General features: G+C 65.7%; 20 protein-coding genes. 10 read left to right on the top strand and 10 right to left on the bottom strand.

Translation table 11 applies throughout. The features are described 5' to 3' along the window. Positions 1–36 precede the first annotated feature (36 nt). Together E7T09_RS04015 and E7T09_RS04010 are read left to right on the top strand one after the other, a co-directional pair. Positions 37–627, top strand: coding sequence for an integrase repeat-containing protein (locus E7T09_RS04015; protein WP_136387820.1), 591 nt, complete (start codon positions 37–39; stop codon positions 625–627). 24 nt (positions 628–651) lie between these two features. Beyond that, on the top strand, positions 652–876 hold the full coding sequence (locus E7T09_RS04010; protein WP_136387819.1) for a hypothetical protein: 225 nt from the start codon (positions 652–654) through the stop codon (positions 874–876). Between the two features lie 24 nt (positions 877–900). Here the strand turns inward: E7T09_RS04010 and E7T09_RS04005 are convergent, their stop codons facing one another. Together E7T09_RS04005 and E7T09_RS04000 are read right to left on the bottom strand one after the other, a co-directional pair. Further along, complete coding sequence (locus E7T09_RS04005) at positions 901–1,329, bottom strand: hypothetical protein (protein ID WP_136387818.1); 429 nt, start codon at positions 1,327–1,329, stop codon at positions 901–903. Then, the gene (locus E7T09_RS04000; protein WP_136387817.1) at positions 1,329–1,940 is read right to left on the bottom strand and encodes an SOS response-associated peptidase; all 612 of its coding nucleotides are present in this window, start codon (positions 1,938–1,940) and stop codon (positions 1,329–1,331) included. The genes E7T09_RS04005 and E7T09_RS04000 overlap by 1 nt, the downstream gene beginning before the upstream one ends. A 263-nt stretch (positions 1,941–2,203) precedes the next feature. On the opposite strand from E7T09_RS04000, the gene E7T09_RS03995 reads away from it, so the two are divergent. After that, complete coding sequence (locus E7T09_RS03995) at positions 2,204–2,845, top strand: hypothetical protein (protein WP_136387816.1); 642 nt, start codon at positions 2,204–2,206, stop codon at positions 2,843–2,845. 67 nt (positions 2,846–2,912) lie between these two features. Here the strand turns inward: E7T09_RS03995 and E7T09_RS03990 are convergent, their stop codons facing one another. The 4 genes from E7T09_RS03990 to E7T09_RS03975 form a co-directional block, all read right to left on the bottom strand. Further along, positions 2,913–3,185: a hypothetical protein gene (locus tag E7T09_RS03990; RefSeq protein ID WP_136387815.1), complete on the bottom strand. Its 273-nt coding sequence runs from the start codon at positions 3,183–3,185 to the stop codon at positions 2,913–2,915. A gap of 56 nt (positions 3,186–3,241) precedes the next feature. Then, entirely contained in the window at positions 3,242–3,589 is a 348-nt protein-coding gene (locus tag E7T09_RS03985) for a hypothetical protein (RefSeq protein WP_136387814.1), read from the bottom strand. A 465-nt stretch (positions 3,590–4,054) separates the two neighbouring features. Next, positions 4,055–4,258: a hypothetical protein gene (locus E7T09_RS03980; protein WP_136387813.1), complete on the bottom strand. Its 204-nt coding sequence runs from the start codon at positions 4,256–4,258 to the stop codon at positions 4,055–4,057. Positions 4,259–4,361: 103 nt separating this feature from the next. Further along, a complete protein-coding gene (locus tag E7T09_RS03975) occupies positions 4,362–4,760 on the bottom strand; it encodes an Hsp20/alpha crystallin family protein (RefSeq protein ID WP_136387812.1) in 399 nt (132 codons plus the stop codon). A gap of 40 nt (positions 4,761–4,800) precedes the next feature. Between E7T09_RS03975 and miaA the strand changes: the two genes are divergently transcribed. Then, positions 4,801–5,712: a tRNA (adenosine(37)-N6)-dimethylallyltransferase MiaA gene (gene miaA / locus E7T09_RS03970; protein WP_136388470.1), complete on the top strand. Its 912-nt coding sequence runs from the start codon at positions 4,801–4,803 to the stop codon at positions 5,710–5,712. 129 nt (positions 5,713–5,841) lie between these two features. Beyond that, positions 5,842–7,083: a glucose-1-phosphate adenylyltransferase gene (glgC, locus tag E7T09_RS03965; protein ID WP_136387811.1), complete on the top strand. Its 1,242-nt coding sequence runs from the start codon at positions 5,842–5,844 to the stop codon at positions 7,081–7,083. Between the two features lie 57 nt (positions 7,084–7,140). On the opposite strand, the gene E7T09_RS03960 is transcribed toward glgC, so the two are convergent. Together E7T09_RS03960 and E7T09_RS03955 are read right to left on the bottom strand one after the other, a co-directional pair. Beyond that, complete coding sequence (locus E7T09_RS03960; protein WP_136387810.1) at positions 7,141–8,787, bottom strand: methylmalonyl-CoA mutase family protein; 1,647 nt, start codon at positions 8,785–8,787, stop codon at positions 7,141–7,143. Positions 8,788–8,915: 128 nt separating this feature from the next. After that, positions 8,916–9,701: a TerC family protein gene (locus E7T09_RS03955; RefSeq protein WP_240741602.1), complete on the bottom strand. Its 786-nt coding sequence runs from the start codon at positions 9,699–9,701 to the stop codon at positions 8,916–8,918. A gap of 176 nt (positions 9,702–9,877) precedes the next feature. On the opposite strand from E7T09_RS03955, the gene E7T09_RS03950 reads away from it, so the two are divergent. The 5 genes from E7T09_RS03950 (at position 9,878) to recQ (ending at position 17,105) form a co-directional block, all read left to right on the top strand. Further along, positions 9,878–11,122 (top strand): AI-2E family transporter, encoded by a 1,245-nt coding sequence (locus E7T09_RS03950; protein WP_240741601.1) that lies wholly within the window; start codon positions 9,878–9,880, stop codon positions 11,120–11,122. A 151-nt stretch (positions 11,123–11,273) separates the two neighbouring features. After that, positions 11,274–13,055: a translational GTPase TypA gene (gene typA, locus E7T09_RS03945; RefSeq protein ID WP_136387808.1), complete on the top strand. Its 1,782-nt coding sequence runs from the start codon at positions 11,274–11,276 to the stop codon at positions 13,053–13,055. Between the two features lie 248 nt (positions 13,056–13,303). Then, complete coding sequence (locus tag E7T09_RS03940; protein WP_136387807.1) at positions 13,304–13,843, top strand: GNAT family N-acetyltransferase; 540 nt, start codon at positions 13,304–13,306, stop codon at positions 13,841–13,843. 93 nt (positions 13,844–13,936) lie between these two features. Then, a complete protein-coding gene (locus tag E7T09_RS03935; protein ID WP_240741600.1) occupies positions 13,937–14,851 on the top strand; it encodes a hypothetical protein in 915 nt (304 codons plus the stop codon). Positions 14,852–14,909: 58 nt separating this feature from the next. Continuing rightward, on the top strand, positions 14,910–17,105 hold the full coding sequence (gene recQ, locus E7T09_RS03930) for a DNA helicase RecQ (protein ID WP_136387805.1): 2,196 nt from the start codon (positions 14,910–14,912) through the stop codon (positions 17,103–17,105). A gap of 38 nt (positions 17,106–17,143) precedes the next feature. Here recQ and E7T09_RS03925 read toward each other — a convergent pair whose 3' ends face one another. Next, on the bottom strand, positions 17,144–18,637 hold the full coding sequence (locus E7T09_RS03925; RefSeq protein WP_136387804.1) for a S10 family peptidase: 1,494 nt from the start codon (positions 18,635–18,637) through the stop codon (positions 17,144–17,146). 63 nt (positions 18,638–18,700) lie between these two features. Further along, a complete protein-coding gene (locus tag E7T09_RS03920; RefSeq protein ID WP_136387803.1) occupies positions 18,701–19,495 on the bottom strand; it encodes a Cof-type HAD-IIB family hydrolase in 795 nt (264 codons plus the stop codon). Between the last annotated feature and the right edge of the window lie 17 nt (positions 19,496–19,512).

Here is a 19,512-nt window from a genome sequence, read left to right as displayed (position 1 = left end):
GCGAGGGGGTGAAGAGCACTGCTCTATGCTCCGCGTATGTCCCCGAAGTTCCTCGCTCTGGACGAGGCGTCCCAGGCGGCACGTCAGGCTGGCTTTACCACCTTCGCGAGCTACCGGAAAGGGTACGCACGCGTGCCCGGTCTTCCCAGCAATCCGCAGGTGCATTACCCGAACTGGCCCGGTTGGCCCGAATTCCTCGGCACCCACCGCCGCCGCGAAGGACCTTTCGTGCCGCTGGACACGTTCATCGAGACGGTGCGCCGCCTAGGAATCGCCACCTCCACGGAGTACGTGAGACGATTCCGGGAAGCCCCTGGTCTGCCGGGGAATCCCAGTGAGTACTACCCGGACTGGCCGGGCTGGCGCAGTGCCTTCGGCACCGGCCCGAACCGACGGTTCACCTCAGCCCACGCGCGCCTCTCTTACGGCGAGGCATCTGCTCTTGCCCAGACGCAGGGGTGGACGACCTCGCGGGCCTACTACGCTGCTTCTGCAGCGCATCCCGGCCTGCCCGCCTGGCCCCAGAAGACCTACCGTGACGAGTGGCTGGGCTGGCCAGCATTCCTCGGCACGTCAACCCGGAGAGGGCGAAAACGTGCCCCAACACAGCCGCCCTCGTCGGATTGAAAGGCACAACGTAGAGTTGGCTCTATGACCTCCCGCCTGCTCCCCCCCGTGCTGGCGGGACTGCTGGCCCTTGGCATCCTCGCGTTCTATGTGGGTCACCACGGCCCGGTAATGGCTTTGTTGATCTCCTATGGCATTGCATGGGCAGTCGCTGGTCAGCTGGAAAAGAAGGGCTGGGCTCTGCCTTGGCGCTGGCTGGTCGCACTGCCGGCAGGATTGGTTGCATTCGTGGGACTGCTTGGCTGGTGAGCGGATCGTACAGGCGTCCACTGTTCACTCCTCCCAGCCCAGTTCTTGGTGCAGAAGCCGCAGCCGCGCAATGAACGTACCTAGTGCCACATGATCCTCTCGGGTCATCCGTGGCCGCTCGGTCAGCAGTTCGGCCGCGATCCGCGCTGCCTCGACCGATGTGGGTGTGGGCGGCAGGGGTTCCTGAAACGGGGGAGGGGGCGGCTGTGGCGTCCAGGCGCTCGGAGTGATCACGACATCTGCACCAACCAGCCCGGCAGCCACCAGCTCCACGCGCCGGGCCTGCCACAGGGCGTACGCCGCGTCCCCTCCTGCCGCGAGGGCGGTCAGCAGCTCGTGCTCCAGCATCGCGCGCTGCTTCCGGGCGTTGTTAAGCTCCAGGGCTCGTACCCGCTGCACGGCTTCGAGCTGCGCATGCTCGGGGCTGCCAGGCCGAATCCGGTCACGGCCCATCAGGCTTGGGTGACCTGCAGAATGCGGGGCTGCCAGCTGGTCAAGGCCACGCCGCGGGCCTCATGCGGCCCACCGTCCAGCCACACATCGATGTCCTTGCTCAGCAGCAGCGCTGGCATCCGGTCGTGCACGTCGATCAGATCCGGCGTGGGCGGTCGCGTGATGATGGTGCAGGATTCCAGCGGGCCGTCCGGGGTCTGAACGCAGTTCCAGAGGCCCGCGACCAGCAGTGGCTTGCTGTCCTTCCGGGCGATCCGCACCTTGGTCTTCACCCCCGCACTGGTCGGCCATTCCCAGAACCCAGCCAACGGGATCACGCAGCGCTGCGAGTGGAACGCGCCCTTGAACATAGGCTTCTCGTGCAGGCTCTCAATCCGGGCGTTGAAGGTCGCGAACTTCTTCGCCTCGTCGAGCCCCATGCCATGCGGCACCAGGCCCCAGCGCCCGTACGGAGCTTCAAAGCCCCCAGCAGCGCGGCGCACGAACTTGAGTTGATGCGTCGGCCGCACCTCGTCCCGCATGAACTCCATCGACCAGCGCAGCGGCCCAAACAGTTCGCTCAGCGTCTGCCAGCCGATGGGGCCGAAGTTGTCGTCTGCTCGCCCGCACATGGCTCCATGGTACGCAGGTCAGGCGAGCATGTCACGTGACATGATTGAAGTCACCCAACGGGGGGCGCGTAAGTGAGGCAACGCGCTGCGGGGAAGGGCGTTACAGTGCCCAGCACATGTCTTTGCGACCCCATCCGACCAGCATCTTCCTCGCTTCTGCCATTGCTCTGTCCCTTCTGCTGGCCTCATGCAGTGGATCACCCGTCACGCCCCCAGTGGCGCCCGTCGTCCCCCCTCCAGTGACCCAGCCGAAGGGCGACCCGTTGTCCCTGATCCTGAGTGGGACAGTCACGCTGGCCGAAGCGGGCGTCGATAACAGCGTGGCAGCCGGGCAGCAGATGGTGCTGCAGTCGTCCACCTATGATGCCCAAGGCAAGCCGGTCTCCACCCCGCTGGGCACCGCCACCATCGGTTCAGATCTGAGCTTCAAGCTCACCGTGGACGCGACCGCCCTTGAGTCCACCCTGGAAAGTGTCCCCACACCGGTGCCCCCAACTGAATGCAGTGGCACCTTTGAGTTCACCGACGTCAGCACACTGAAGCTCAGCAACCACCTGGAGTTCAAGCTCGTCGGCGGAGCCGAAGACGGCAGTCGCCTCCTGGTGCGTCCATCGACGGTGCCGGCGTCCAAAACCGACAGTATCTATGTGTTCGAGTACGCCAATGGGCCATTCAGCATCACCAACGTGCAGACCTGCAAATACCCCAATGCCAAAGGCGGGATCGACATCTACAAGAACACCGTTCGTGTGAGTTACCACGCCGGTTGGAATCTGCATCTCCTGACCTATGGCATGGATGCGGATGGCGCCACGACCTTCAGCGCGAGTGATGTGGCCCTGCCCGTGTCATACACGGCATACGCCACGGCCGGTACCCTGAGCGTTCTCCCACCGACTCCCTGAACGCAGCGGACGTGATCTCGGCTCAACCTGAGGTTCACTCCACGGCCCACCGATCGGCCGGGATGACTCACCCCACCTCGTCCAGTTCCGCCCAGGCCAAATCGATGAAGGCATCCTGCACCCTGGGCGGCACGTCTCGGCGCGCGAACGGCATCACGCCCGGCTCCCAGTACCCGCAGTAGTGCATCAGCGGCGACCGCAGCAGGGTGGTGGCCTGACGCAGCATGAGGGTGCCCCCATAGTCATCCGCGAGGCAGCGGCGCAACTCGGCCACCGCTTCCGGCACGACGTCCCAGCCTCCAGGGACAATCAGCAGAAGCACAGGCCGAAGTACGGTCATGACGGAATGCTAGGGCGGCAGTTCGCACAGGACTGTGACGATCTGACCTGGCTACCTCAGGGCACATCAACGTGGATCGTGATGGTGCCCAACGTGCTCGCATACTTGGACGCTACCCGGCGGATCCCAATGGTCGCGTCATAGCGCCTGGCTGGAGTACCTGTCGGCACTGTCACGGACACCGTGGTGGTCTCTGCCGTCACCGGCTGGGTCGAGCCGCGCACCACTGTGAACTCCGTGCGGGCGAACAGGGCTGGGTCACCGTCGATCGCATCCTTTGTCACAGAGCGCAGATACACCGGATCGGCGGCTGGGAAGCCGCTGCGATCGATGACCAGGGTGACGGTGCGGGTCTCGCCCGCCGGGATCACGATGGGATCTGACTGATCTGCTGACACCACCATGTGGCCAGTCGGCTGGTACTCGGACTCGATGCCAACAGGAATACAAAATTAAGAGGTGGTGCAGGCTTCGAGGCCGCAGCCGGAGAGGATGGGCAGGACAAGAGCCAACAGAGCGAGGCGCGGGATCATGTGCCAGGGTACTGGACGACCGGGCACCTCATGGACGCAATTCAGACGAGCAGGCCAGGGCGGCAGTTCGCACAGGACTGTGACTGTGGGCGCGTGCGTAAGCTCGTGCGTAACCGGGAACGGATTCACCCGGATTGACCAGGTACGAGACGGATTGAAGGCCACGCAGAACGCCGTCCAGAACGCGACTGGGCGGCACAAGGCGGGCTGAGAGGGGAGAGCAGGGAAGAGGGTCACGTCCACCTTACAAGCGAGCTGTCGTAGGTTCAAATCCTATACCGCCCACCATGAAAAACCCCGCCTCAGGCGGGGTTTTCGTATTCACGCTGTCGCCGGTCAGTGCAGGCGCGTGACCTTGACACACCGGTGACCCTGGTTGTCGAAGTACGTCTTGCCGATCCGGTACGTGCCAGGGTGCCCCACGATCTCGGCCAGGCTCGCCTCGGGGGGTTTGGGATCGCTCTTGCGGATGTGAATGGCCTGGATGGTGCTGTCGACCATCGACGCCCCGATCTGTTCAATTCTACGAAGTGTCGACATCCCATCAGAATACCCTGTTCGAGAAATCGGCGCGGAGCGGGAAGCCACACTTGAGCCGGAGTGGCCAGCATCAACGGACGCCGTTCCCTCCACGCCCGTCGCCTCAGCCTTCCGAGTCCAGATCTTCGGCGTGGACGTCGATGGTCGGGTGACGTTTCTGAAACCGCACGGTCAGCACGCCATTGGCCAGCTGTGCCGTTCCGGTCTGCGGGATCACCTCCTGGGGAAAGGTGAGGGTGCGCCGGAAGGTGCCGGCGGGGCGGTCGCCTCCCAGCAGACGGTTCAGGGCGGAACGCTCCCCGGCCACCGTCACCGAATGCCCCTCCTCCAGCAGTTCCAGGCTGTCGGCCCCCACGCCGGGAACGTCCAGGTGCAGGGCCAGGTGGGTATCCTCGTCTGTCCAGTCGGCCGTCGGGATCCACGGGCCGCCCGGCCCCAGGGTCTCCACTTCCTCGCGCAGGGTCATCAGCTGTTGCAGTCGGGCGAGTACCGGCTCGTTCATGCCTTCACGCTAGCATCCGCCGCACGTGGATGTCCGTAGAATGCCGCCTGTGCCGCGTATTCCCATCCTGACCGCGCCGACTGCCTCGGGCAAGAGCGCTCTGGCCGTGGCGGCTGCCCTGGCAGGTGGGCCGAGGGTCGAGATCATCGCCGCTGACGCATTCACCGTGTACCGGGGGCTGGACGTCGGGACGGCCAAGCCCAGTCCGGACGAGCGCCAGGGCGTGCCCCATCACCTGTTGGACGTGGTCGAGGTGACCGAGCCCTACGACGTGGCGCGGTTCGTGGCCGATGCCGAACGCATGATCGCCGAGATTCTGCGGCGGGACGGAATTCCGCTGGTGGTGGGCGGAACGGGCTTCTACCTGCGGGCGCTGATTCGCGGGCTGCCCTCGACGCCACCGTCCGACCCGGAGGTGCGGGCTGCCGTCGAGGCCGACCTTGCCACGGTGGGGCTCGACGCCCTGCTCGCCCAGATCGCGGCGGTCGATCCCGCCGAGGAACGGCGGATGGAACGCAATCCACGCCGCGTTGTCCGGGCGCTGGAGCTGCTGCGGAGCACCGGCCGGCTGCCCGGCCACTTCCCGCTGCATCCACCCGCGTTCGCCTATGAGGTCGTGGCCTTCGCCCGTCCTGTCGAGGAGGCGGCAGAACGGATCGGGCAGCGCACCCGCGCCATGCTGCGTGGCGGGTGGCCCGAAGAGGCCGCGTGGCTGGCGGCCAGGGTCGATCCTGAGGGCCTGCCACAGCCCACCGTGTGGCAGGCCCTCGGGTACCGCGAGGCCCTGGCGGTGCAGCGCGGCACACGCCGCCTGGAAGAGGCCGAGGCGAGCATCTCGCTGGCCACCCGCCAGTATGTGAAACGGCAGGCGACCTTCCTCCGCACGCAGCTTGGCGCCGCCCTGGAGACTCCGGAGGACGCCGCGCGGCAGCTGCACTCACTGTTGGTCTAGAAAGCCTCAGATTTGTCTCAACGTGGCATGGGGCGGCGTCGGCAGGATCACGGTAGAGTGAATGCACGTACACATCGCATCCGGCGCACCACGCCAGACGCATACGCCTTCTTTCGTTGGGGGGAACTGATGAAACCACGTGTCCTGGGCATGATTCTCGCGGGCGGGCAGGGCTCACGGCTCGCGCCGCTGACGCAGAAGCGCAGCAAGCCGGCCGTCCCGTTCGGCAGCAAGTACCGCATCATCGACTTCGCCATCAACAACTTCATCAACTCGGGCATCTTTTCCATCTACGTGCTCACGCAGTACAAGGCCCAGAGCCTCACCGAGCACATCCAGCGTGGCTGGCGCTTCGGCACCTTCCTCAGCGACTACTTCATCACGCTGGTGCCCGCCCAGATGTACCGCTTCGAGGAACTCGGCCCGGTCTGGTACCGCGGCACCGCCGATGCCGTGTACCAGAACCTGCACCTGATCGACAACCACGACTCGGACTATGTGGCGATTTTCAGCGGCGACCACATCTACAAGATGAACGTCGAGCACATGCTGCAGCACCACATTGACACGCGCGCCGACCTGACCATTGCCGCATACCCCATGCCGCAGTCGGAGGCGCACCAGTTCGGGATCATGCACGTCGATGAACGCTGGAAGGTCACGGACTTTCTGGAGAAGCCCAAGGATCCGCCCAGCATTCCGGGGCAGCCCGGCATGAGCCTGACCAGCATGGGCAACTACATCTTCTCGCGCCGCGCCCTGGAGGAACTGCTCGAGACGAACATGGCGGGCGGCGAGGAAGGCTTCGATTTCGGCGGCGACGTAATTCCCCGCGCCCTGGCCGATGGTTACACCGTCCAGGCCTACGATTACCATCGCAACCCGGTGCCGGGCCAGACCGGGCCTAACACCTACTGGCGCGACGTAGGAACGCTGGACGCCTATTACGCGGCGAACATGGATCTGGTGAGCGTGAACCCCGAGTTCGACCTGTACAACCCGGAATGGGTGCTGCGCACCAGCAGCGAGTTCAGCCCACCCGCCAAGTTCGTGCACGAGACCGAGGGCCGCAAGGGCCAGGCGTTCAACACCATCATGGCCGGGGGCACCATCATCAGCGGGGGCACGGTGCGCGATTCGGTGCTGGGCCGCGCCGTGCGGACCCATTCGTACTCGCTGGTCGAGAGCAGCGTGCTGTTCGACGACGTGGAGGTCGGACGCAACTCGCACATCAAGAACGCCATCATCGACAAGAACGTCACCATTCCGCCCGGCACGAAGATCGGCCAGAACGTCGACGAGGATCGCGCCCGTGGCTTCACCATCACCGACAAGGGCGTCGTGGTCGTGCCGAAGAGCTACTCCTTCTGACCTGATGCAATGCTCAGGGGCCGCCCGGCGATGCCGTGGTGGCCCCGTCGTCTGCCGTTACACCAGCACGGGCTCGGTGTAGATGCCGTACACGCCCTTGAGGACATCCATCTGTTCGCCCAGTGTCACGTAGGCGTGGGCGCATTCCAGGAAGGCGGGCATCGAGTTCGCGCCGGTCACGGCCGTGTCGCGCAGGGCGGCCAGGGCCGCCGCGCTGCGGGCCGGATCCCGTTCCCGCCGAACCTGTGCCAGCCGCGCGTCCTGTATCCGCTCGACCTGAGGGTCGATGAGCTGGATGGGTACCTGCACGGCGTCCTGCACGAAGTCGTTCACGCCCACGACGATCCGGTCTGAGGTCTCCACCTCGCGCTGGTAGCGGTAGGCGGCCTCGGCCATCTCCAGCTGAAAGAAGCCCGAGTCGATACCGGCCTCCACGCCGCCCATCGCGCGGATCTGCTCGATGTATCCCATCGCGGCGGCCTCGATGTCGTCCGTGAGCTTCTCGACGTAGTAGCTCCCGGCCAGCGGATCGACGACGCCGGCCACGCCGGTCTCGTAGGCGATGATCTGCTGCGTGCGCAGGGCGATGGTCGCGGCCTCCTCGGTCGGCAGAGCCAGCGCCTCGTCGAAGGCGTCGGTATGCAGGCTCTGCGTGCCGCCTAGCACGGCTGCGAGCGCCTGGATGGCCACCCGCGCGATGTTGTTCAGCGGCTGCTGGGCGGGCAGGCTCACGCCGGCGGTCTGGGAGTGCGTGCGGAGCATCCAGGATTTCGGGTTCTTCGCGCCGTACCGGTCACGCATCTGCCGCGCCCAGATGCGGCGCGCGGCGCGGAGCTTGGCGATCTCCTCGAAGAAATCGTTGTGGATATCCCAGAAAAAGGAGATGCGCGGTGCGAACTCGTCGATGTCCAGGCCGCGCTCCAGCGCCTTCTCCACGTAATGGAAGCCGTCGGCCAGGGTAAACGCGAGTTCCTGCACGCCGGTCGCCCCGGCCTCGCGGATGTGGTAGCCGCTGACCGAGATGAAATTCCAGCGCGGCACCACCTTCGGGCCCCACTCGAAGGTGTCGATCACCAGTTTTACGCTCGGCGCGGGCGGGTAGATGAACTCCTTCTGCGCGATGAATTCCTTGAGGATGTCGTTCTGGATGGTGCCGCCGACCTGCGCGAGATCCTTGCCCTGCTTCTGCGCGTTGGCGATGTACATGGCCCAGATGGCGTTCGCTGGAGAGTTGATGGTCATGGACGTCGTCACGGCGGTCGGGTCGATGCCCTGGAACAGCACCTCCATGTCGGCCAGCGACGACACGGCCACGCCGCACTTGCCAACTTCACCCTTGCTGAAAGGATGATCCGAGTCGTAGCCCATCAGGGTGGGCAGGTCGAAGGCGGTCGAGAGGCCAGTCTGCCCGGCCCGCAGCAGCGCGTGGAAGCGACCGTTGGTCTGTTCGGCGCTGCCGAAGCCCGCGAACATCCGCATCGTCCACAGCTTGCCCCGGTACACGCTGGGCTGCACGCCGCGCGTGAACGGAAATTCACCGGGATAGCCCAGGTCGCGCGCGGCGTCCCAGTCCCGCAGATCGTCGGCCGTGTAGATCGGATCGGGTTCCATGTCCGAGAGGTTCTTGTAGTTGTACTTCCGCTCCGGGAACTTCTGCGCGGCGGGGCTATAGACGCTCTGCATCCACTCGTTCTTGGACTTCATGGGCTGACCTCCGGGTGGGGGGAGACGATGGGAACAAACGCTCGTTAGGTTCGCTCAGGGTAGCAGACCACGATGTGACGTCCCAGGGTTCCCTGGCGAGTGGTGGGTCGCCCGATCCGCGGCATCCGTTACCCGTCACCGTACGGCGCGTTCTCCTTGTGGGCCTCGGCGCGCGCCTGCTCCACGTACTGCGCCCGCACCGTCCGCGCCGCCCGCACGGTGAACAGCATCACGATGCCTGCGAACAGCATCGTGAAGTACAGGTAGCCGCTCGGCACACCCACCCCGAAGGCCTCGCCCACGAGGTTCGAGCCGACCAGCAGCAGGAACGCGGCCGCCAGCAGTTTCAGCGGGGGGTGCGAGTCAAGGTAGCGGCTGATCGGCCCGCTCGCGATAATCATGATGACCACGGCCAGGATCACCGCCGAGATCATGACCGGCAGCACCCCGCTCACGCCGATGGCCGTGACCACCGAATCCAGACTGAACACGATGTCGACCAGCGGAATCTGCACGATCACGCCCAGCAGCGACGCCTCCTGCACCTGCGTCTGCTGCGTTCCCAGCGGGTCGGCCGCCATGCGCGACAGTTCCTGTGTGCTCTTGACCATCAGGAACAGGCCGCCCGCGACCAGGACGATGTCGTGCACGCTCACGTCGTGCCCCAAGACGCTGAACAGCGGCTCGGACAGCCGGGTCAGCCACGAGATCCCGGTCAGCAGCCCCACCCGCGTGATCACGGCCAGGGCCAGGCCGAGCGTGCGGGCCAGGGCCTGTTGACCCGTCGGCAGACGCGACGCCAGCAGCGTGATGAACACGATGTTGTCAATGCCCAGCACGAGTTCCAGCAGCGTGAGGCTCAGGATGCCGACCCACCCGGCCGGGGTGCTCAGCACGTGCAGGAAGTCGGCCATTCGCTCACGGTAGGGCATCCTGGCTCCCGCGAACCAAGGCGCGGGTGAACGCGGCTTCAGGCCTGGCCGTGGAATGGGCTCCCGCCGCCGGGGGCAGCGTGACCACGGGCCAGTCCGTACACTGGTGGGCACATGACAGGGCACTCGCGGCAGCGGTGGGGTTCAGGACTTCGAACGTGAGTCGTCCTTCCGCGTCCATACAGATCATCAACCTCCAGCCGGTCGCCCTTACGGTCATCGGGGTGCTGCTGCTCCTGCTGTTCTTCAGCCAGGTCGCCCCCTCGCTGCTGGCCATCACGCTGGCGATCATCCTGGCCACCGCGCTCAATCCGCTGGCCCGCTGGATGGAGCGCTGGATGCCGCGCGCCGTGGCAGGCACGGTCACCGTGCTCCTGGTCGTGGCTGTCCTGGCGGGCCTGACCTATGTGGCGGTACCGCCCATCGTGAAGCAGCTCAGCGGCCTGAATTCCGGCGCGCCACTGGATCTGGGCCACATCGAACAGAGCGTGAACCGCTGGCTCGACCGCCATCCGGACGTGGACAAGGTCGTGCCCGACAGTGCGGTCGGGCAACTCGGCCAGCAGGCAGGCGCGTTGACGAAGAAGCTTACGGGCATGCTGCCCAGCGTTCTCGCGCTGGTTGCCGGAGGTCTGGCGACCGCACTGGTGACCCTGGTCATGGTGGTCTTCGTGCTGGGCAACCCAGTGCCGCTGGTGAACGGTGTCCTGGGCGCCGTGCCGCCCCCCCACCGGCTGAAGGCCACGCGGGCGCTCGCGCAGGTGCTCAAGCAGATGGGCGCGTGGGGCCGCGCCACGCTGCTAATCATGGTCGCCACCGGCTCGATCACCGCCGCCGGCTTTTTCGTGCTGGGCGTGAAGAACTGGCTGGTGTTCGGCATCCTCGCGGCGCTGGGTGAACTCGTGCCAACCATCGGGCCGATCGTGGCCACGCTGCCCCCGGTGCTGTTCACGCTGGCCGAAGATCCGCAGAAGGCGCTGCTGGTGCTGGTCTTCGTACTGGTGTTCCAGCAACTCGAGGGCTTTGTGCTCGCGCCGTTCCCGGTGGGCGGAGCAGGACAGTTGCATCCGCTGTCGGTCACGGTGGGCGTCGTACTGTTCGGTGGCGTGTTCGGCCTCACAGGCGCTTTCCTCACCGTTCCCTTCCTGATCGTCATCAAGGCCCTGTACCAGCACTTTTACCTGTGCGACGCCCCGGATATTCCCGACGCGGTCGCCATGGCCCTGATCAGCGGCGTGGTCGAGGATCAGCTCGACCGGGAGGGCGAGGTCAGGGCCGCCGCCCTCAAGGCCGAAACCGAGGCGCGGGACGCTGAACTGGCCACTCAGCTCGAACGCGGTGAACTCGACCTCGAGGCTGTCCTCGAACCTGCCGACACCTCCGCCGGGCCGACACAGAGCTGACACGGCTGTCATCTGCTAGAATTCATGTTTGGGTGTCCCGCCCCGGAGCACGAGTGGCGGGCTTTTTCGTGCCTACACGTGAGCAGTTGGCTAAGAGCGCCGTGCCCAGCGCGCTTTATTGAAAGCTGAATGCTCCACAGGAGCTGAACTTATGGAATACCGGAACATCGCCATCATTGCACACGTCGACCACGGCAAGACCACCCTGGTGGACGCCCTGCTGCGCCAGACCCTCGAACTCAAGCACGGTGAGGAAATCACCGAACGCGCCATGGACAGCAACGATCTCGAAAAGGAACGCGGCATCACCATCCTCGCGAAGAACACGGCCGTGGAGTACCACGGCATCAAGATCAACATCGTCGACACGCCCGGCCACGCGGACTTCGGCGGCGAGGTCGAGCGCGTGCTGGGCATGGTGAACGGCTGTCTGGTGCTGGTGGACGCGGCCGAGGGCCCCATGCCCCAGACGCGCTTCGTGCTGCGCAAGGCCATTGAACTGGGCCTCAAACCCATCGTGGTCATCAACAAGATCGACCGCAACGATGCCCGCCCGGAAGAAGTCGTGAACCTCACCTTCGACCTGATGGCCGAACTCGGTGCGAACGACGACCAGCTTGACTTCCCGATCCTGTACGCCGTTGCCCGCGAAGGCAAGGCGTACAAGGATCTCGACAAGCCCCAGGACGACATGCACGAGCTGTTCGACATGGTGCTGGAGCACATTCCTGCCCCGCCCGTCGACCTGGAAGCCCCCTTCCAGATGCTCGTCACGAACCTCGATTACAACGAGTACCTGGGCCGCATCGTGCTGGGCCGCATCCAGCGCGGCACGGTGAAGAAGGGCGACTTCGTGCAGCTGATCCACAAGGACGGCACCATGACCAAGTCCCGCGTGGTGCAGCCCTTCACGCACATGGGTCTGCGGCGGATCGAGGTCGATCAGGTCAGTGCCGGCGACATCGTCGCCATGGCCGGCATCGAAGACGCGCAGATCGGGGAGACCGTCGCCGACCTGGCCGATCCCGAGGCCCTGCCCATCATCACCGTGGACGAACCCACCGTGAGCATGATCTTCCAGCCGAACACCAGCCCGTTCGCGGGCAAGGACGGCAAGTACGTCACGTCCCGCCACCTGAACGACCGCCTGAAGCGCGAGGTCATGACCAACGTGTCGCTGAAGGTCGAGGAAATCCGCCCCGACGAGTTCAAGGTCTCCGGACGCGGAGAACTCCACCTCTCGATCCTGCTGGAGACCATGCGCCGTGAGGGCTACGAGGTGCAGGTCGGTGCGCCGCAGGTCATCATCCGCGACATCGACGGCGAGAAGCACGAGCCCATCGAGCACCTGGTGCTGGACATGCCCGAGAACCTGTCGAGCGCCGTGATCGGCGTGCTGGGCAGCCGCAAGGGCCAGATGGTGAACATGGAACCCATGGGCAGCCGCGTGCGCGTGGAATTCAAGATTCCCAGCCGCGCCCTGTTCGGCTTCCGCACCCAGTTCCTGACCATGACGCAGGGCGAAGGCATCATGAGCCATATCTTCGACGGGTACGCTCCGTGGGCCGGCGAGATCAAGAGCCGCCAGAACGGCTCGCTGGTCAGCATGGAAGACGGTCCCGCCTTCGCCTACTCGATCTGGAAACTCCAGGATCGCGGCAACTTCTTCATCGATGCGGGTGCGGAAGTGTACATCGGCATGATCGTCGGGGAGAACGCCCGCGAGCAGGACATGAACGTGAACGTCTGCAAGAACAAGAAGCTCACGAACGTCCGCTCCAGCGGCGCCGATGACGCCCTGACGCTGATCCCGCCGCGTAAGCTGAGCCTGGAAGACGCCCTGGAGTACATCAGCGAGGATGAACTGGTGGAACTCACGCCGCACAGCATTCGACTGCGCAAAAAGATCCTGAACCCCAGCTTCCGCAAGTAACCACACTCGACACGAATGGCCGGAGCCTCTGCTTCCGGCCATTTTCGTTTCAAATGTTCTTCTTTGCTGGTCTAAGCGAATGCGCCGGTCAAATCGCATCTGTACGGAGCGTTTCCAAATGCAACTAACCGTCTGCTGAATACGGAATTAGATATGATAAATGGTTTCTCTGATGCGGGCGTTTAAGACGTGTCATGACATGCTTTGTCGGCCTTGAACGTGCTGTAGACGTGGTCTACGGTGAGAGCATGATCACGCCCAGCACCTCCGGCGATAATCTGTCCATCCGTGCGGCCACCCGTAAGGACGTGCCCGACATCCTGGAGATCTACAACCATGCGGTATTGCATACCACTGCCTCCTACGACTTGGAACCCGTGAGCCTGGAGTCCCGGCTGGCATGGTTCGATCACAAGGTTGAGGCTGGCTGGCCCGTCATCGTCGCGCAGCAGGGTGAGGACGTGACGGGCTGGGCCACCTACGGCCCGTTCCGTGAGAAGCCCGGCTACCGCTTCACCGCCGAACATTCCGTGTATGTCCGCGACGACTGCCGGGGCCAGGGCCAGGGTCGCGCGCTGCTGCTCACGCTGATCGACGATGCTTGCGCCCGCGGCCTGCATACCCTGATCGGCGGGGTGGATGCCGACAACACCGGCAGTCTCGCCTTCCACGAGCGGCTGGGATTCGAGCGGGTCGCGCACTTCCGTCAGGTCGGGCACAAGTTCGGCCGCTGGCTGGATCTGGTGTTCCTGCAACTCGACCTGGGGAACCGCACGCCACACGGCTGATCCGGAACGTGCCCCGGTGTGGCACCGTAGTACGTATATGGTCGTTTCCCCACGCCGTGATGCTGGTCGCCACTTATGATTCCGGAGCTTCACGTGCTCCCAGACGCCATTGCCTGGATCGTCCACCCGGCCGCTGGATTTGCTCTGGCCCATTTCGCTTCCGTGCTGTACTCCCGGCAGGGCAAGCAGGCCGCCCTGGTGCTGCGCGCGGCGGCGATCATCGCCTTGCTGGCTGTCCTCGGCGCTGGCTGGGTGGTGCATCCGGCGGCGGGCATGCTGTTAGGCGCTTTCGGCCTGCGCGGATTCCGCGGTCGGGTGGATGAACGCCGCGCCCTGGGGGCGGTGCTGTTGTCTGCCGTGGTGTTCATGGTGCTGGGGGCAGGCTGGGTGATCTTCCCGCTGGCGGTGATGTCCGTCATTTGGGTCTTTGTGCTGCTGATGTCCAGTGGGGCCAGGAGCGCCAACCAGGCTGAACTGGAGGCTCCAGCGCCTGTTCAGGCCCTGCCCGAACGGGCAGGCGGCCTGCCCCTGACCACGGCCCCCCAGCCGGTGGCCGTGCCGGTCGGAGCGGCTGTCCAGGGCAGCAGCACGCCACCTCCGAGGGCGGTGGACGCCTTCACGGCCCTGCAACTCGACGACCGGCTGCCCGGCGATATCCGCGCGCAGCTGGTCGCGCTGGATCTCCGCACGGCCGAGGCGCTGGCCCACCTGAAGGCCATCGGCCAGGAGGGGGCCGAGGGCGCGTACGTGGCCCGTGCCATCCGCGACGAGTACGCACCGGCGTCCGTCCGCGCGTACCTGAACCTGCCGCGCACCCGCGCGGACGTGATGCCCATCGAGGGGGACAAGACCGGCCGCGATTTGTTGCACGAGCAGCTCGATCTGCTGCTGGACGCGGTGCAGGACATTCTCGATTCCACCCTCAGGGCGGGGGGGCAGGAACTCCTGACCAACCAGCGGTTCCTGCGAGAGAAATTTGGGAAGGTGAAGAAGGAACTGGACGTCTGAGCCTCACGTTACGCTCTGCACAGAACGCTGGAGACCATCCGCGCTATCCTTGGCGGTGATGACGACCGCTCCCGCCGATCCCCTGCCGCGCGCCCTGGGCCTCCTGAAACAGGTGTGGGGCTATGACGCCTTCCGCGGCGTGCAGGGCGAAATCGTCCGGACAGTCGTGGAGGGCGGCAATGCCCTGGTGCTCATGCCCACGGGCGGCGGCAAGAGCCTGTGCTACCAGCTGCCCAGCCTGCTGCGGCCCGGCGTCGGTATCGTCGTGTCCCCGCTGATCGCCCTGATGAAGGATCAGGTGGATACCCTGCGCCAGCTCGGCGTCCGCGCCGCGTTCCTGAACTCCAGCCTGTCGCTTCAGGAAACGCGGGAGGTCGAGGCCGCGCTCATGGCCGGTTCACTGGATCTGCTGTACGTCGCGCCGGAGCGGCTGCTGCTGCCGCGCACGCTGGAGCTGCTGGAACGGGTGGACGTCGGCCTGTTCGCCATCGACGAGGCGCACTGCGTCTCGCAGTGGGGACACGATTTCCGGCCGGAGTATCAAGGCCTCCGCGTTCTGCCCGAGCGCTTCCCGGACATTCCGCGAGTTGCGCTGACCGCCACCGCCGACGACCGCACCCGCGCCGACATCCTGAATGTGCTGGAACTGCACGGCGCGCCCCAGTTCATCTCCAGCTTCGACCGGCCGAACATCCAGTACCGCGTGGCGAACAAGGAAGGCCCCAAGACCCAGCTGCTGGATTTCATCGTCTCCGAGCACCGGGGAGACGCCGGGATCGTGTACTGCCTGTCCCGCAAGTCCGTCGAGGAGACCGCGAAGTGGCTGGTCGCGCAGGGCATCGACGCCGTGCCGTACCACGCGGGCCTCTCGCCCAGGGAGCGCAGCACGGCCCAGGAACGGTTCCTGAACGAGGAGGGCCTGATCGTGTGCGCCACGGTGGCTTTCGGCATGGGCATCGACAAGCCGAATGTTCGCTTCGTGGCCCATCTGGATCTGCCCAAGAGCATGGAAGGCTACTACCAGGAAACGGGCCGGGCGGGCCGTGACGGTCTGCCGAGCACGGCGTGGATGGTGTACGGCCTCGCGGACGTGGTCAACGTGCGCCGAATGCTCGCCTCCAGCGACGCCCCCGAGGAGGTCAAGCGCGTGGAGGCCGGGAAACTCGACGCGCTGCTCACGTACTGCGAGGCGGCCACCTGCCGCAGGCAGATGCTCCTCGCGTACTTCGGCGAGGACTACCCGTTGCCCTGCGGGAACTGCGACGTATGCCTGAACCCGCCGCAGGTTCGTGACATGACCCGTGAGGCGCAGATGGCCCTGTCCGCCGCGATCCGCAGCGGCAACCGCTTCGGGGCGGCCCACCTGACCGACATCCTGCTGGGCCATTCCACCGAGAAGGTCCTCGCCATGAACCACCACACCCTGCCCACCTTCGGCGTCGGCGCGGCCCATGACGAGAAGACGTGGCGCAGTGTGATCCGGCAGCTCGTGAGCCTGGGCTACCTCGCGGCGGGGGAACACCACGGCCTCAGCGCGACCGGCAAGGCCCGCGCTCTGCTCAAAGGCGAGACGACCCTGGCCCTGCGGGAGGACACGCTGGTGCCCCATGTCACGAAGCGCGAACGCGAGCGTACGCGGAGCACGGCCGGACGGGCGCCGGTGGACGCCCACGACCAGCCGCTGTTCGAGGCCCTGCGCGCGTGGCGGCTGGGGAAGGCCCGCGAACTGGCCGTGCCGCCCTACGTGATCTTCACCGACGCTTCCCTGAAGGGCATCGCGGAGCTGCGGCCTGGCAGTCTTGCCACGCTCGGTACGGTCAGCGGCGTGGGGCAGCGCAAACTTGCCGACTTCGGGGACGAGGTGCTCGGGATCGTGCGCGATCACTCGGATGGCATGGTTCGGCCATCGCGCCCGCCCACCCCCATGGAACTCGGGGCACGCAGCAACACCGCCGTGCTGGGCCTGCTCAAACCCCGGCCGGCGGCGCCGCCCGCGCCTCTAATTGATGTACCCACGACTTCGGAACCCGATCCAGCGGTCGCCGACGCCCTGCGCGACCTCCGCAAGACGTTGGCCCGAGAGACGGGCCTCAGCGCCTTCGTGATCTTCCCGAACGCCGCGCTGGAGACCCTGGCGGCCCGTCAGCCACGCTCGGTCGCGCATCTTCAGGGACTGCCCGGCCTGGGGCCGAAGCGCATTGAGGCCTATGGCGACCGGATCATCGAGGCGATCAACGCCGTCCTTGACCGCTGAATGGGCTGCTGACCGCACCTGACTCCTTCAGTACGGGCTCACTCGCGCGCCCAGGCGAGGAAGTCACGCAGATCACCTGACAGGCGTTCGAGGCTCGGCAGGTGCACGTACATCATGTGGCCCGCCTCGTAGAAGGTCTCGCGGACGTTGCCCCGGAGGCTGGAATGCAGGGCCAGGTGATCCAGGGTGTGCCGCGTCGCGTGGTAGGGCGTTGCGAAATCGTAGTAGCCCGAGGCCACGAGCACCTTCAGGTGCTGGTTGTGGTGCATGGCTTCCCGCAGCGTGTCTGAGACGCGCACGTGGCGGTTCTCGAATTCCTTGTAACTCCAGGGGCGCACGCGGCCCGTGAGGATCTCGTAGGGCAGGTCGGACTCGAAGGCCAGTTCTGCCCGGACGTAGTGGTTCATGGCGGCCGAGTACGGCCCCAGGATGGCGCTCATGCTCGGGTCGTAACTGACTTCGGAGCCGCCGGAATCGCGGTCCAGCCCGGTGAACCGGCTGTCCAGCCGTCCGACCGTCAGGTCGCGGTCGCGCAGCAGTTCCTTGCAGAAGCGCGCGAGCGTGATCCGCAGATCCGACCGCAGGATGAACTCCACGCTCAGGCCGCTCAGCCGCGCGTAGGTCTCGGCGACCTCCTGACGCTGCTCTGGAGCCAGCCGGGCGCCCAGGTGCAGGGCTGAGGCGTACTTTCCGTCGGCGAACGCTTCCGCTTCGGCCAGAACCTCTGGAAGCGAGCGCCCAGTGCCCAGCGCGCCGTGGTACCACGCCGTTGCCACCTGGGTCGGAAGATGAACCACGTATGTCAGGTCGTGGCCCGGCGTGAAATCCACCGTGGAGAAATCCAGGATCGAACTGACCAGCATGATCCCGTTCAGGAACAGCCCGTGCCGCTGTTGCAGGTAGCCGCTCAGGCCGGCGGCGCGGGTCGTGCCGTAACTCTCCCCGATCAGGAACTTGGGGCTCAGCCAACGTCCGGCGCGGCTGACCCACAGGCGGATAAAGTCCCCCACCGATTCGATGTCGCGCTTGAAGCCGTGGAAGTCGCCGGGTTTCTCGCCATCCGTCACGCGGGAATACCCGGTGCTGACCGGGTCGATGAAGACCAAATCGGAATCCGACAGCAGCGTGAAGTCGTTGTCGGTGAGGTCGTAGGGCGGTCCGGTCAGCGCACCGGCGTCGCCCATGACCACCCGGCGCGGTCCAAGCAGACCCAGGTGCAGCCACACGCTGGAACTGCCCGGCCCGCCGTTGAACGAGAAGGTGACCGGCCGGGTGCGCGGATCGTGGTCACCGTCCAGCGCGTAAGCTACGAAGAACACCCGCGCCCGTGGCCGGACTCCCTCGGATTCGCCGTCCTTGCCATGGGCTTCCTCACTCAGAACCACCGTTCCCGTGGTGACGGTGTAGGCCAGGGTCTGTCCACTGACAGTGACCGTATGCCGGGTCACGACCACTTCGTCGGCTGGCGGCTCTTGGTGCCGCTTGTCCTGAATCGCGTCCTTCTCGCTGCCCCGGTGCTCGCCGTCGCTCATGGCCCAACCATAGTGCGGGCCAGACAGGTTGCTGCTGTCTTCGCAAGGAAACCAGTACTCGGCCTACAGCGTGAGGGCCAGCTCGACCGCTTCACGCAGGCCACCGGCGTCCACATGGCCGACCCGGTACCGTGAGGCCGAAACGGCGGCGGCCACGGCATTGCCCATGGCCACCGGGTGGCCCACGACGTTCATGGCCGCGATATCGTTTTCACCGTCTCCGACCATCATCACGCGTTCCATGTCCAGCCCGTACCGCTGCGCGACCTTGCGAATCGCGACGCCCTTCCCGATGCCTGCCTTCGTGATCGAGATGAACATGGTGTCCGGCATGGCCGGACTTCCCGCCGGATGCAGGGCCAGGCCGTCGTGCGGCTCGGCCATCACCTGCTCCTGTTCGGCGAGGGGCACCACCCACTGCGCGCGCACGACCGTTCCATCCAGCGATTCTGGCGAGCGGGGTTCATACGGCAGGCCCAGCAGAGCAGCATGTCGCTCGGCCAGAATTCCCGGTTGCGAGATGGCGAATTCTGTGTCGGTGTAGACCTCGAGCAGCCGGTTCACGGCGTGGGCATGGCCCAGCAGCGACGCGACCGACCCGTCGGGCATGGGTTCCGAGAGACTCTCGTGCGAGCCAACGTTCACGATGCTCGCGCCATTCTGGAAGACGTGCCAGCCGTCCCCGTCGAGCCTCAACGCGTACGCCAGCGCATTCCCGAGCGCCGGTCGGCCGGAGCACAGCGCAATTCGGACGCCCCGCGCCCGGGCGTCCGCCAGCGCCGCCCACACGTCATCTCGAACGACATTCCCGCTGCCCACCAGGGTGCCGTCTACGTCCACACAGATCAGTCCAAGCATCCCGGCCAGTCTAGGCG

This window comes from Deinococcus sp. KSM4-11, assembly GCF_004801415.1.
Classification (GTDB): domain Bacteria; phylum Deinococcota; class Deinococci; order Deinococcales; family Deinococcaceae; genus Deinococcus.
This window is presented reverse-complemented; position numbering and strand designations above follow the sequence as displayed.

Excerpts from the sequence above, each read along its gene's own strand:
- recQ (WP_136387805.1), top strand. The coding sequence starts at position 14,910 with ATGACGACCGCTCCCGCCGATCCCCTGCCGCGCGCCCTGGGCCTCCTG.
- E7T09_RS04000 (WP_136387817.1), bottom strand. The coding sequence starts at position 1,940 with ATGTGCGGGCGAGCAGACGACAACTTCGGCCCCATCGGCTGGCAGACG.
- miaA (WP_136388470.1), top strand. The coding sequence starts at position 4,801 with ATGCCGCCTGTGCCGCGTATTCCCATCCTGACCGCGCCGACTGCCTCG.
- E7T09_RS04005 (WP_136387818.1), bottom strand. The coding sequence starts at position 1,329 with ATGGGCCGTGACCGGATTCGGCCTGGCAGCCCCGAGCATGCGCAGCTC.
- E7T09_RS03960 (WP_136387810.1), bottom strand. The coding sequence starts at position 8,787 with ATGAAGTCCAAGAACGAGTGGATGCAGAGCGTCTATAGCCCCGCCGCG.
- E7T09_RS03940 (WP_136387807.1), top strand. The coding sequence starts at position 13,304 with ATGATCACGCCCAGCACCTCCGGCGATAATCTGTCCATCCGTGCGGCC.
- E7T09_RS04010 (WP_136387819.1), top strand. The coding sequence starts at position 652 with ATGACCTCCCGCCTGCTCCCCCCCGTGCTGGCGGGACTGCTGGCCCTT.
- E7T09_RS03955 (WP_240741602.1), bottom strand. The coding sequence starts at position 9,701 with ATGGCCGACTTCCTGCACGTGCTGAGCACCCCGGCCGGGTGGGTCGGC.
- E7T09_RS03920 (WP_136387803.1), bottom strand. The coding sequence starts at position 19,495 with ATGCTTGGACTGATCTGTGTGGACGTAGACGGCACCCTGGTGGGCAGC.
- glgC (WP_136387811.1), top strand. The coding sequence starts at position 5,842 with ATGAAACCACGTGTCCTGGGCATGATTCTCGCGGGCGGGCAGGGCTCA.
- E7T09_RS03990 (WP_136387815.1), bottom strand. The coding sequence starts at position 3,185 with ATGACCGTACTTCGGCCTGTGCTTCTGCTGATTGTCCCTGGAGGCTGG.
- E7T09_RS03925 (WP_136387804.1), bottom strand. The coding sequence starts at position 18,637 with ATGAGCGACGGCGAGCACCGGGGCAGCGAGAAGGACGCGATTCAGGAC.
- E7T09_RS03980 (WP_136387813.1), bottom strand. The coding sequence starts at position 4,258 with ATGTCGACACTTCGTAGAATTGAACAGATCGGGGCGTCGATGGTCGAC.
- E7T09_RS03975 (WP_136387812.1), bottom strand. The coding sequence starts at position 4,760 with ATGAACGAGCCGGTACTCGCCCGACTGCAACAGCTGATGACCCTGCGC.
- typA (WP_136387808.1), top strand. The coding sequence starts at position 11,274 with ATGGAATACCGGAACATCGCCATCATTGCACACGTCGACCACGGCAAG.
- E7T09_RS04015 (WP_136387820.1), top strand. The coding sequence starts at position 37 with ATGTCCCCGAAGTTCCTCGCTCTGGACGAGGCGTCCCAGGCGGCACGT.
- E7T09_RS03985 (WP_136387814.1), bottom strand. The coding sequence starts at position 3,589 with ATGGTGGTGTCAGCAGATCAGTCAGATCCCATCGTGATCCCGGCGGGC.